We start from the raw sequence: 12440 nt of genomic DNA, 5'->3' as shown, positions 1-12440 counted from the left end.
CTTAATCCCGTCTGGAGTAGTCCATTGGCTGAAAGTGATTCTCTAAGCCGTTCCATGTTTGGTTTGCTGGTGCGGAAAAATGCACACCCGGACATGCGCAAACTGCGCAGGGAGGCGGGCGACGCCAGTTTGCATGGGAACAAGTTCTGGAAGAGTTCATGCCTCACGATGGATTACCTGAAGAAGCACCCGCTAAAAAAAGGGGCGCGGGTGCTGGATCTGGGATGTGGCTGGGGGCTGGGTGGTATTTTCTGCGCGAAAGCGTTTGATGCGAAAGTGACATCCCTGGACGCCGATCCCAGCGTATTTCCATTTGCGAATTACCATGCGGCACTCAATGGTGTCGAGATTACTACCTGGCAGTGCCGGTATGAGAAAGTCACTGAGACCGCGCTGGGCGAGTTTGACGCGGTCATCGGCACGGATATCTGCTTCTGGGACCAGTTGGAGCCCCTGCTGTTTAATCTGACCCGCCGGGCATTGCGTGCGGGGGTAGGGCGGGTGATGCTGGTAGACCCGGGGCGCTCCCCATTTCGCCGCCTGGGCGAACGGGCGGTAGAAAAACTCGACGCGCAATACTTCGAGTGGCAGACTTCGCAACCAATGAAGGCCTCCGGCTGTATTATGCTCGCAGGCGAATAGTTCAAGCCGTCGGCGAGAACGGATATTTGAGGTACACACCATGCAGTTCGATAAATCCCGTATTCCTACCCCAGACGAGGCTCTGCCAGGTCGCGCGGAGCCTATGCCGATCTCTGGTAAGCACTTTGTTTCCGGCAACGCGATGGTGCCGCCATTCCCTGAAGGAATGGAGCAGGCGGTGTTTGGAATGGGCTGCTTCTGGGGTGCCGAGCGTCTGTTCTGGGAGATAGAGGGCGTTTGGGTGACGGCGGTAGGCTATGCCGGCGGCGTTACACCAAACCCGAATTACCGCGAGGTGTGCACCGGTGGCACAGGCCACGCGGAAGTGGTGCTGGTGGTATTTGACCCTGCGAAAGTCAGTTATGGGGAACTGCTGCGTCGCTTCTGGGAAGAGCATGATCCAACCCAGGGTATGCGCCAGGGTAACGACCTCGGAACCCAATATCGCTCCGTGATCTACACCTACAGCGACGATCAGGCCGAGCAGGCACGTGCTTCGGAAGCGGCTTTCCAGCAGGCACTGGGAGAAAAGGGGTTTGGTGCGATCACCACCGCCATCGAGCTTGCCCCAACGTTCTTCTATGCGGAAGAAGATCACCAGCAGTATCTGGCGAAAAATCCCGGTGGCTATTGTGGCTTGGCGGGAACGGGTGCCTGCCTACTGCGCTGATTCCAGCTTTAGGCTTTGACTGGTGCGTTGCGCGGATGAAGAATGTGCGCGCACCAATCACTCCAGCTGCCCGCATACAAGCGGGCCTCGCGGCCAATCAAATGCAGCGAAAACAGGTTTACACAGGCGGTAACGCCTGATCCGCAATAACACACGATGGCATCATCCGCCGGGATGCTTTGCCAGTGCGCTTGCAGCGCACTCAGTGGCAAAATCTTGCCTTCCTCGTCCGTTACTTCCTGCCACGGCTTATTGATTGCACCGGGAATATGCCCGGCAATTGGATCAATCGGCTCTTCGTTACCGAGAAACCGCTTGTTCTCACGGGCGTCAACCAGCTTCCATGGCGGCGTTTCCAGGTTGGGGTAGATATCGCTATAGCTCAGCAGCTCGCCAGTCTGAGTTTTCGCGGTAAAGTCGCCGGGTGCGGACGCTGGCGGTGCGCCAGCCTCAATTGCCATACCCGAAGCCTGCCAGGCACCGAAACCACCGTTCAAAATTGCAACATTGGTGTGGCCAAAATGGCGCAGCAGCCACCAGGCGCGCGCGGCGAAGGCAAAGCGCTGTGCATCGTACAGCACAACCTGTGTGTGTTCGCTGATACCCCGGCTGCGGGCAAATTCAGAAAATTGCTGTGCGGTAGGGAGGGGATGACGACCGCCGTAGCGCTCGGTAGGTGCGGAGAGGTCCCGGTGCAGACATGCATACTGAGCGCCGGGGATATGTGCTTGTTCAAACGCCTGCTGCCCGGCTTCCGTATCAGCCAGGTCATAGCGGCAATCCAGGACGACCAGCTGGCCATCTCCAAGGCTCTGCTGCTTCTGCAGTTCAGCCAGCTCGGCGACTTCAATCACACCCTGATAATTCATATCAACTGCTTTTTATTGTCTTTATAACGCCTCAAATTAAGCTGCTGGAACGGATTTGTCCAGCGCCTAAAGAGACACTCCTGGAACGCAAACAGGTACGCTAATCACTGCGGTGAAATCTTATGGGTTTTCCGTATAGCGACTTCCACTTACGGTTGGGGTGTGCCGTTGGCCCTCTGCCCGTGACGCTTCGTCGGGGAGCGGGGACTGCTTACCTTCCTCTTGCGCGCGCTGAGATTCCAATTCGGCAATTTTTGCCTCCAGCTGCGCTTGCCGCTCAAGCTCTTCTTTTCGACAGCTGAGTACACTTTCCGCGATTGACGATTCCGGGTGGTCCAGGAAGTCCGCCGCGGCTTGTTCCGCGCATTCGCTCGCCGAAATGACATCGTGGGACAGTTCGGGGAAGAGTACCCACTGGTGATTGGGCAGCTTCTTGCGCGCAATATTCGCATCGTCAACCGATAGCACCGGGTCCAGGGCGCCGTGCATGACCAGTGTGGGTACCGAAGTTTGAATGGCTTGTGATTCCAGCATGGGTGCGGCGGGCATGGCCCAGATTCGACACTGCATCTGCATCATATCGATGTCCGCACGCACAGAACTGCCGAGGATGCCGCTCTTTGCCGCGAGTTGGCTTGCCTCGTCGAAGTCGACGAAGGGCGCTTCCTCAAAGCAAAAATGGCTAATGCCCGCGGCATCACCAAAGTTGGGGTCGAGTACCAATCCCATAAAACTGGCAATGGAAGGCTTGAGTAATTCTGCCTGATCCGATTCCAGTTCTTCGATTATCGCCGGAAGTTCTTTGTAGAAACCCTCGTTGTACAGGGCCTGGAAGAGTACCCGTAATAGCCGCTGGCCACTTAGCACGAATGGGTACTGCTGGCCCGCGCGGATATTACCTGTCTCCACCACGAGCGGAGACTCATCCAATGCCTGCACTCGTGCTTCCAGACGTTGTTCGAGGTCGGGGTAGCGCTTGTTGCAATCCTTGTCTTTGCGACAGTAATCAACTCCGCGCTGATACGCGGCCGTGACATCTTTGGGCAGTTTTTGCGTGTAGATAATCTCCGGGAAGACGGCACTGTTCAGCACCATCGCACGTACGGATTCAGGGAAGTCGCGGGCCACGGTTAACGCGTAGCGGGTTGAATAGGACACGCCGTACAGGTTCAGTTTGGGAATGCCGAGCGCTTTACGCAGGGCTTCCACATCCTGTGCAACCACCGCGCTATTGTATTGGGAAAGGTCGGCTATTGCACTGAGCCGGCTGTAGCAGCGCTCCATGCTATAGGTAAATACCCGCGCTTCTTCATCACTGCTTAAGCGGCGTGTAAATGCGAGGTCTGCGTCTTCAATAAACTCATCGCAGGAGAGTTTGGGGCTCGCCATGCCGGTGCCGCGCGGATCCATAACAATCAGGTCGCGACCATCTTCTACCGTCATGGACGAGTAATTCACCCACAGCCAGTCACTGGCATTCTGGGGTTCCAGTCCCAGGCTAGCTCCTGGACCGCCGGCACCCAGGTGTAATAACGGTTCTTTATCCGGGTCACTGATCTCTGCATAAAAGCGCACCACCGGGAACTGAATCTTACGGCCCTCGGGTTTTGCGTGATCTTCAGGCACTTCCATCATGAAGCACTGGGTAGTTGGCCAGCTTGCCTCAGTATCAAACCAGCAGGACTTTGGGATCAGTCGGCTGGGGGATACGGGCTCCGCTGGATCTTCGCGCGTACAGCCGCTCAGTAGGATAGGCAGTGTCAGTAATGCGGTGAGGCAGATACGGCGAGCGGAGGACCGTCGCAACAGGCGCAACAAAGTGGAAGAGGGTAACGGCATAAGACAGTTCTGAATCCAAATAATACGACTGCTGGTGTCTCACTCCGGCCCGAAGCGGGCGATTGGCGCGGACAGGTTCCAGCGCAAGGCTGCCAAGCGGATCGACAGAGTGACCAGTATTGCGATGGCTACCACGATTTCCCCGGGCAGCATGCCAAGGTCGTCCAGTATCACCAGTGCGGCAGCGCCACTCAAGGCTGCAGTGGCATAAATTTCCCGCCTCAGTAATAGGGGAATATCGCCACACAGGATATCGCGAATAAGCCCGCCAAACGTGCCGGTCATCACGCCCATCACAATGGCGATCCCCGGCGAAAAACCGAGGTTTAGCGCTTTTTGTGTGCCAATCACGACGAAAACCGCCAGGCCCGCTGCGTCGGCGATCATCAGCAGCCGCATGGGCACACTGAAATAGCGAATCACGTAAAAACTGGCTACACCGGTGGCCGCGGCAATACCCAGATAATGGCTATTGTGGAGCCAGAAAACCGGTACATTCAGAATGATATCGCGAATGGTTCCGCCACCGGTGGCGGTGACACAGGCGAGGACTACGGCACCAAATAGATCCATCTGTTTGTGACCCGCGGCCAATACTCCGGTAAAGGCGAAAATGACGATACCGATTAGGTCACACCAGTAAAGAAGTTGTTCCATCCGGTCCTGGCCACGTGGGTGCAGAGTAAGGGGTAATGCGGGCTAAAAAGCACCTGTCGAACGGGAAGAGGGCGCCAAAACACTGGCGTCGTAAGGATGTGCCGGCAGAATTTGGCTACCGGGCGGTAGTAGCGCGCGCCCTCAGTTGCCCAGATTATGGGCCCTAGGGGCGCGCGGAGTACAGGCTCTTAGAAAAATGCCTGCAGGCCGGTCTGCGCACGGCCGAGAATCAGTGCGTGCACGTCGTGGGTACCTTCGTAGGTATTGACCGCTTCCAGGTTCATCGCGTGGCGAATCACGTGGAATTCGTCGGCAATACCGTTACCGCCGTGCATGTCGCGGGCGATACGGGCAATGTCCAGGGCTTTACCGCAGTTATTGCGTTTCACCAGAGAGATCATTGTTGGATCGAAGTCTTTCTGCTCGTCCATCAGGCGTCCAACACGCAGGGAGCCCTGCAGGCCCAGAGCAATTTCGGTCTGCATGTCTGCGAGCTTTTTCTGGAACAGCTGGGTTTGTGCCAGCGGTTTGTTGAACTGCTTGCGATCCAGGCCGTACTGGCGTGCTGCATGCCAGCAGTATTCCGCCGCACCCATGGCGCCCCAGGAAATACCGTAGCGCGCACGGTTCAGACAGCCGAAAGGTCCGCTCAGGCCTTTGATGTCGGGGAAGCGGTTTTCTTCCGGAACAAACACGTTGTCCATCACGATTTCACCGGTGATGGAAGCGCGCAGGGAGAACTTGCCCTCGATTTTCGGCGCGCTCAGGCCTTCCATACCTTTTTCCAGTACGAAGCCGCGAATATCGCCATCATCGTCTTTGGCCCAAACCACAAACACGTCGGCGATCGGACTGTTGGTGATCCACATCTTGGAGCCGGTGAGGCGGTAGCCGCCATCCACACTCTTGGCGCGGGTTTTCATACCGCCGGGATCGGAGCCGGCGTCGGGCTCGGTGAGACCGAAGCAGCCCACCCACTCACCGGAGGCGAGCTTCGGCAGGTACTTCTGCTTTTGCGCTTCACTGCCGTAGGCATAAATAGGGTGCATCACTAGGCTGGACTGCACACTCATCGCAGAACGGTAGCCGGAATCGACTCGTTCTACTTCTCGTGCAACGAGACCGTAGGAGACATAGTTCAAACCGGCGCAATCGTAGCCTTCGATGGTGGATCCCAGCAGGCCAAGCTCGCCCATTTCTTCCATAATTTCGCGATGGAAAATTTCGTTGCGGTTGGCTTCGAGCACACGTGGCATCAGTCTCGACTGACAGTATTCGCGTGCGGTGTCGCGGATCATGCGCTCTTCGTCGCTCAGTTGACGGTCTAGAAGCAGGATGTCGTCCCAGTGTGCCAGTGGCTGATTTTTGCTCATGTGTTGAACCCGTACATGGTCAGTAAACAAGGGATTCTCGATCACGCACGCGTCTATGGTAGGCAAATTACCGTAGATTCAATGGGCGATACCCGTCGTGAAAGGCTGCGGCCGTATAGTCAGTCACGGGATGCACAGTGCATGATCAATTGCTGCGCCATCATAGCGGAGCCCAGAGCCAATTTCACGTTTGTGATCACTTTTTTTGGTGGGGCATTTCGGAAGAGTGTCCTGCCATTTGGGCCGTTTGCAGGAAAATCGGCTCGACCCGAGAAGTCAGCCGCTGTTTCTGGTGCATGGCCCAATGGTCATCCACCTAAAAAGCATGGTTTGGGTAAACAAAGGTAAATCGTCTTGGTACACCCGTTATTAGCTTTGATAATTAAAACGAGTTTCTCTAAAGCAAACTGCTAGGGCAAACGGACTTCATGGGCAAGCTGCCGAAATTAATTGGAATAAGTGGGTTTGCGGCAGCCCTGGGTCTTGCTGGATGCAGCAGTGCGCCCCCGTTACCACCGCAGCTGCCACAGGAATCGCTGGGCCTGCCGAACCAGTTTGTGGCCAGCGGCAATGCGCACATGGCGCAGCGTTGGTGGCAGAGCTTCGGCGATTCGAGGCTCGATGTCTTGGTTCACTATGCGCTGGCGGAAAACCCGGATTTACAGGCTACCTACTGGCGCCTTGCGCAGGCGGATGCGGTGGCGGCGCAGGCGCGCAGTGGTTTCTGGCCCCGGTTGACCGGGCGGCTGGAAAACACGGAGCAGAAGCGCTCTTCCAGTGATGGCTTCGATTTTGCCGGTGGTGAGAACCAGGGAAATACCTGGACCGGCAATCTCGCGGCGAGTTACGAGGTGGACTTGTGGGGGCGTGTGCGCAGTGGCGCGCGCGCTGCGGAAGCGGGCCGCCTGGCGCAGGAAATGAATGTGCAGACTGCAGCGCTCACGCTCGCGGCCGAAGTTGCTGGTGTCTGGTTGCAGTTGCAGGAGCAGCGTGGCCAGGAACATCTCCTCAGCGCGCAGCTCGAAGTAAACGAAAAAACCCTGCGCGCGCTGGAGTTACGTTTTGGTAGCGGGATTATTGCAGCAGCGGATGTATTGCAGCAGCGGCAGCTGGTTCAGCAATCGCTGCAGGATCTTGCCCAGAGTCGGGCGAATGCTGACCTGCTGCTGACGCAGCTGGCTGCCTTGCTGGGTATGAGTGCGGATGCGTTGCCGCCAGCCGCATTTGTGGATGCCGGGTTACCTGTCTTACCGGCGTTGCCGGATACCGGCTTCCCCACAGCACTGTTGCTGCGCCGACCAGATGTTCAACGCGCCCAGCGGGAGGTATTGCAGGGACACTATTTGTCCGCGCAAGCTTGGGCCGAGCGGTTGCCGACGCTGTCTTTCGACATGTTTTTCTCCGGCGGCGGTACATCCATTTCGGATATTGCCAACGATTGGTTACTGAACTTGAGCCTCGCGCTGGAAGGCGTAATTTTTGATGGCGGTAATCTGGCCGCGCGCAAACGTGAGCAGGCCGCTGCGGAGCAGGAGCGTTGGGCCCTGTTTCGAAATACCGTAATGCAAGCGTTGTCCGAGGTTGAGCAGGCGCTGATAAATGAGCAGGCGATTCGTACCCGCTTGTCTTATCTGGAAACCCGCACCCAGCTGGCTGATCAGATTACGCTGCGGCAGCGCCGCGCCTATGGCCAGGGCTCTGTTGATTTTCTCAACGTACTGTCGTCAACCAACAACCAACAGTTATTGCAGCGCGAAATCTTGACGGCACGGCGGGAGCTCCTGGAAAACAGGGTCACGTTGTATCGCGCATTGTCGGGGGGGCTACCCGTTGAAGATCTCCCCGAGCCATTACCTGTGGAGCTGGATGTCTATAGCACTCAGGTAGATTGAGCGAAGTGTCCTGACACTCATTGGATAAGCAATCGGCCCTGAGTGGCCGAGTAGCCGGAGCGGTAATGCTAAACAAAATCAACTGGAATATAGCCATCCCGATCTTGCTGATCGTGTTGGCGTCTGCTGTCTCCAGTTGGCTACTGCGAGAAAAGCCAACCATGCAGCGGGGGGAGCGCAAGGCACCGCCGCTACTGGTGGAGGTGACGCAGGCGGAGCGCGGCGAATTTCCCCTCACAATTCAGGCTCTCGGCAAGGTTACCGCACGTGAAGAGGTCGAGCTGCAACCGCAGGTAGACGGTCGGGTAGAGTGGTTGAATTACGATCTCGGTCCCGGTTCGACCGTTGAGAAAGGTCAGCGACTTTTGCAAATTGAGCGGGAGCCGTATCAGCTTGCTTTGCAGTCAGCGCGCAGCGCCCTGGCGGAACGCCGCGCGGAACTCCAGCAGGAGCAGGGGCAGCGCCTGGTCGCTGAGGAAGAGTACGAGTTGCTGGGAAGCTCACTGCCTGATGCGGACCTCTCGCTGGTGCTTCGTGAACCGCAATTGGCTGCCGCTCGTGCGCGGGTGGATGCGGCGGAGGCACAGGTGAAACTGGCAGAGCGCGATCTGAGGTTAACCCAAATTAGTGCTCCCTTTAACGCGTTGCTGGTGGCCCGCAGCGTGGACGTCGGTGATCGGGTCGCACCGGGCACCATAATGTATACCGTCGCCGGGGCAGACCGCTTCCAAATCGAGGTCGAAGTGCCCGCTCGGCAATTACCGCAGCTAAACACCCCCAGTGCCAAGGTCCGGATCCATGGCAGTCAGTGGCCTCTAGGTGCGTCGCGCGCGGGCGAATTCGTGCGTGTTATTCCTGTGTTGGAAGAGCAGGGCCGCTTGGGGCGTGTGCTGATTGAACTGGCCGATCCTCTTAGCATGGAAAATCCGGCTGAACCGCGCCTGCTATTGAATGATCTTGCGCGGGTGGAAATTACTGGCCGCAGTGCGGGGCAGCAAGTACGTATTCCTTTAACGGCGCTACAGGACGGCAACCGGGTTTGGATTGTGAAGGACGGAAAACTGCATATTCAGCCGGTTGTCGTATCCCATTTCGACGGTGAGTTTGCGGTGTTGCAGAGCGGATTGCAGGGTGGGGAAGAGCTGGTGACGACACGTCTTACCGCCGTTACCGAAAATATGCCGGTTCGCACCAAGAAAAGTGCCGCGCCTGCGGCGCAGCGAGTCAACCCGGAGCTACGACGTCGCGGTAAAGCCGCCGGTGCCCGTGACGCATCGGCACCGCCGGAGCTTCCGGAGCGGACACCAGAGAGTGTTGAGAAAGGCACCGACGGTGAGCGCGGATGAGTAACCCTAACGATCCTCTTTTTCGTGGCAAGCGCCCTCCGATTGACACCGGCCATGGGGCCATCGCATGGATGACCCACAATCACGTCACTGCAAACCTGTTGATGCTGGTCTTTCTGATCGGCGGATTGATTTTTTCTCTCACCATTAAAAAAGAAGTGTTTCCCGAGTTCAGCCTGGACTTGGTGACGGTGAATATTTCTTATCCGGGGGCCAGCCCGGAAGAGGTGGAGCGGGGCGTGCTGGTGCCGGCGGAGCAGGCGGTGACCGGACTCGTCGGGCTCAAGGAGTTGCGTGGTACCGCAGGCGAAGGCAGCGCAAGCTTGACCCTGGAATTGGACGAAGGCGCCGATGCCAATAAAGTTTTCCAGGATGTACAGGCGGCGATCGACCGCATATCGACCTTCCCAACGGATATTGAGCGCCCGCAAGTGAGTCTTGTTGAGCGCAAGCGGGATGTGCTCGATATTGTGGTGCACGGCAAGGTGGATGACCGCACCTTGCGGGCATTCGTCATGCAGGTGTATGACAAACTGGAAGCCCACCCGGATATTACTCAACTGGAAGCCTACGGAGTACGGGATTACGAGGTCGCTATCGAAGTGCATCGCGATGACCTGCGGCGCTACAACCTGTCGCTGCCGCTTATCTCTCAGTTGGTGCGCAACGCCGCGGTTGATGTGCCGGCGGGCGGGGTAAAGTCGGAGGCCGGGGAAATTCTGGTGCGGGTCACCGAGCGCAAAGACTGGGCCCGTCAGTTTGGTGATATTGCTGTGGCCCAGAGCCCTGCTGGCGGCACCGTGCGTTTGCGGGATATTGCGACCATCCGCGATGCGCTCGTGGATGAGCCGCGCAATATGGTATTCAACGGTGAGCCGGCGGCCGGTATTGACGTATTTCGCGTTGGCGATCAAACGCCGATGAGTGTGAGCAAGGCGACCCATGCGGTACTGGACGAGGTGCGCCAGAGCCTGCCACCCGGCGTGTTTGTCACCGTGCGCGATGACGACTCGGAAATCTTCAAAGAGCGTCTGTCCCTGCTGCTGAAAAACGGCTTTATCGGCTTGCTGCTGGTGTTTGTGGTTCTGGGTATTTTCCTGGAGCTGCGTCTCGCGTTTTGGGTGACTCTGGGTATCCCAATCAGCTTTCTCGGGGCCTTGTTGTTTCTGCCCTGGATGGACATATCGATCAACATGGTCAGTATGTTTGCGTTCATTATCGCGTTGGGGATCGTGGTCGATGATGCGATTATCGCTGGCGAAAATATTTACGAGTGGCGCCAGCGCGGTTACAGCAATTTTGATGCAGCGGTAGCCGGTGCGCGCCAGGTGGCGGTACCGCTGACGTTTGCGATTCTTACCAATATCGTCGCCTTTATTCCGTTGACCCAGCTGCCCGGTTTTATGGGCAAGATCTTTGGCGTTATCCCGTTTGTAGTAGGGTCGGTATTCGTTATTTCCTGGGTAGAAGCGCTGTTCATTCTTCCTGCGCATTTGGCCCACTCCAAACGCGGCCACAGAAGCCGCTCGGCGCGACGCTTGGCGGCGCGTCAGAAGATGGTGGCGCGTGGTTTGGATCGTTTCGTTGAACACCGTTTCAAGCCTTTGCTGGACAGCTGTGTGCGCCATCGTTACTTCACCATATCGGTCGCGATTTCCATATTGATTGTGATGAGTGGCTACGCCGCCAGTGGTCGCATGGGGTTTACCCTGATGCCACGAGTTGAGCGTGATACCGGCCGGGTACAGGTGACCTTTCCTCCCGGTACTGCGGAAGCCCAGCTGGAACGCGCGCGAACGCAGATTATGAGCGCTGCCGATGTGATCCTTGAGGAGACCGGTAGGGAAGGTGTATTTATCGGTATGCGTGGCCTGATCCGTAACGATACGGTGCAGGTTGATGTCTACCTGACGCCCGGTGACCAGCGCGAAGTGTCCACCGGGGATTTCGTGCGCCGTTGGCGGCGGCAAGTGGGCACGGTGCCCGGCGCGCTCAGTTCAAGTTTTGCCAGTGACCGCGGTGGCCCAGGTGCGGGGCCTGCACTGACCATTGAATTGCGCCACACCGATACCGATCTGCTGGAAGAGGCGGCGACGCAGTTAGCGGCCGGCCTGACGGGCTTCCCCTCCGTGGGTGATATTGACCCCGGGGTTTCCCAGGGCAAGCGCCAGCTCGATTTGACCCTTACCGATACCGCAAAAAGTCTTGGCCTGACCGCTGAAGAAATTGGCCGTCAGTTGCGCGCCTCCCTATACGGCGCCGAGGCGTTGCGCCAGCAGCGCGGGCGCGATCAGGTAAAGGTGATGGTGCGCCTGCCGGAAGAAGAGCGGGTTACCCTGGACGATGTAAATAACATTTTGATACGCGCCGGCAATGGCTTGTGGTTGCCACTGCCGGACCTGGTAGTGATTGATCAGGGGCGCGCTTACGCCACTATCAATCGCCGCGAGGGCCGGCGGGTAATGACGGTGACTGCGGAAGTGGAACCGGCAGACCAGGCGGCTCTGGTGATTAATGAGCTTGATCAGACGGTAGTACCGCAGTTGCTGGCCCGTTACCCCGGGCTGAGTCTGTCCTATGAAGGGCGACAGGCGGATGAGCGCGAAGGGCTCTCCTCGCTGGGGATGACGTTTACCCTGACGCTGGCTGTTCTGTATTTTCTATTGGCGATTCCGCTAAAAAGTTACATCCAGCCACTTACGGTGATGGTGGCCATCCCATTTGGTGTTATTGGCGCGATTCTGGGCCACATGATTATGGGGTATGGACTGAGCATGGTGAGTTTGCTCGGTATGGTGGCGCTGGCGGGGGTTGTGATCAATGACACTCTGGTGATGATCGAGTATTGCAACCGCTTGCGGATGCAGGGTGTGGCCGTTACCGATGCCATCAAGGCCGCCGCCGCCCGTCGTTTCCGCCCGATTGTGTTGACCACGGTCACCACTTTCTGTGGCTTGATGCCGATGATTTTTGAAAAGTCGGTGCAGGCCAAATTCATGATTCCCATGGCCATTTCCCTCGGCTACGGAATTCTGGCAGCTACAGCAATTTCCCTGCTGCTGGTTCCCTGTCTGTACCTGATGTTTTCGCGGGACATTCCGGCCCTGTTTGGCATGCTGAAGAACCACGCGTTGCGCAGAACGTCCAGTTAA

General features: G+C 57.4%; 9 protein-coding genes. 5 read left to right on the top strand and 4 right to left on the bottom strand.

Annotated features, from left to right (window positions below; all coding sequences use genetic code 11):
• The first annotated feature begins 24 nt into the window (after window positions 1-24).
• Together KUV22_RS03555 and msrA are read left to right on the top strand one after the other, a co-directional pair.
• Window positions 25-642 (top strand): class I SAM-dependent methyltransferase, encoded by a 618-nt coding sequence (locus KUV22_RS03555; protein ID WP_222228421.1) that lies wholly within the window; start codon window positions 25-27, stop codon window positions 640-642.
• 40 nt (window positions 643-682) lie between these two features.
• A complete protein-coding gene (gene msrA / locus KUV22_RS03550) occupies window positions 683-1312 on the top strand; it encodes a peptide-methionine (S)-S-oxide reductase MsrA (RefSeq protein ID WP_222228419.1) in 630 nt (209 codons plus the stop codon).
• Between the two features lie 8 nt (window positions 1313-1320).
• Here the strand turns inward: msrA and KUV22_RS03545 are convergent, their stop codons facing one another.
• The 4 genes from KUV22_RS03545 to KUV22_RS03530 all read right to left on the bottom strand — a co-directional run bounded on the left by KUV22_RS03545 (window position 1321) and on the right by KUV22_RS03530 (window position 6050).
• Window positions 1321-2181: a sulfurtransferase gene (locus tag KUV22_RS03545; RefSeq protein WP_222228417.1), complete on the bottom strand. Its 861-nt coding sequence runs from the start codon at window positions 2179-2181 to the stop codon at window positions 1321-1323.
• A gap of 120 nt (window positions 2182-2301) precedes the next feature.
• Window positions 2302-4020, bottom strand: coding sequence for an alpha/beta hydrolase (locus KUV22_RS03540; RefSeq protein ID WP_261319086.1), 1719 nt, complete (start codon window positions 4018-4020; stop codon window positions 2302-2304).
• A gap of 39 nt (window positions 4021-4059) precedes the next feature.
• Window positions 4060-4677 carry a trimeric intracellular cation channel family protein gene (locus KUV22_RS03535; RefSeq protein WP_222228416.1) on the bottom strand — a complete coding sequence of 206 codons (618 nt, stop codon included), beginning with the start codon at window positions 4675-4677 and terminating at the stop codon, window positions 4060-4062.
• Window positions 4678-4865: 188 nt separating this feature from the next.
• Entirely contained in the window at window positions 4866-6050 is a 1185-nt protein-coding gene (locus KUV22_RS03530) for an acyl-CoA dehydrogenase (protein WP_222228414.1), read from the bottom strand.
• A gap of 428 nt (window positions 6051-6478) precedes the next feature.
• Between KUV22_RS03530 and KUV22_RS03525 the strand changes: the two genes are divergently transcribed.
• The 3 genes from KUV22_RS03525 to KUV22_RS03515 all read left to right on the top strand — a co-directional run bounded on the left by KUV22_RS03525 (window position 6479) and on the right by KUV22_RS03515 (window position 12440).
• Window positions 6479-7942: an efflux transporter outer membrane subunit gene (locus KUV22_RS03525; RefSeq protein WP_222228412.1), complete on the top strand. Its 1464-nt coding sequence runs from the start codon at window positions 6479-6481 to the stop codon at window positions 7940-7942.
• 65 nt (window positions 7943-8007) lie between these two features.
• Window positions 8008-9288, top strand: coding sequence for an efflux RND transporter periplasmic adaptor subunit (locus tag KUV22_RS03520; RefSeq protein WP_222228410.1), 1281 nt, complete (start codon window positions 8008-8010; stop codon window positions 9286-9288).
• Window positions 9285-12440, top strand: coding sequence for an efflux RND transporter permease subunit (locus tag KUV22_RS03515; protein ID WP_222228409.1), 3156 nt, complete (start codon window positions 9285-9287; stop codon window positions 12438-12440). Before KUV22_RS03520 ends, KUV22_RS03515 begins: the two co-directional genes overlap by 4 nt.

This window comes from Microbulbifer agarilyticus, assembly GCF_019800665.1.
Lineage (GTDB): Bacteria > Pseudomonadota > Gammaproteobacteria > Pseudomonadales > Cellvibrionaceae > Microbulbifer > Microbulbifer agarilyticus_C.
This window is presented reverse-complemented; position numbering and strand designations above follow the sequence as displayed.

What these genes read in the sequence shown, in the direction of transcription:
- msrA (WP_222228419.1), top strand. Translation starts at nt 683, where the DNA reads ATGCAGTTCGATAAATCCCGTATTCCTACCCCAGACGAGGCTCTGCCA.
- KUV22_RS03545 (WP_222228417.1), bottom strand. Translation starts at nt 2,181, where the DNA reads ATGAATTATCAGGGTGTGATTGAAGTCGCCGAGCTGGCTGAACTGCAG.
- KUV22_RS03540 (WP_261319086.1), bottom strand. Translation starts at nt 4,020, where the DNA reads ATGCCGTTACCCTCTTCCACTTTGTTGCGCCTGTTGCGACGGTCCTCC.
- KUV22_RS03535 (WP_222228416.1), bottom strand. Translation starts at nt 4,677, where the DNA reads ATGGAACAACTTCTTTACTGGTGTGACCTAATCGGTATCGTCATTTTC.
- KUV22_RS03530 (WP_222228414.1), bottom strand. Translation starts at nt 6,050, where the DNA reads ATGAGCAAAAATCAGCCACTGGCACACTGGGACGACATCCTGCTTCTA.
- KUV22_RS03525 (WP_222228412.1), top strand. Translation starts at nt 6,479, where the DNA reads ATGGGCAAGCTGCCGAAATTAATTGGAATAAGTGGGTTTGCGGCAGCC.
- KUV22_RS03520 (WP_222228410.1), top strand. Translation starts at nt 8,008, where the DNA reads ATGCTAAACAAAATCAACTGGAATATAGCCATCCCGATCTTGCTGATC.
- KUV22_RS03515 (WP_222228409.1), top strand. Translation starts at nt 9,285, where the DNA reads ATGAGTAACCCTAACGATCCTCTTTTTCGTGGCAAGCGCCCTCCGATT.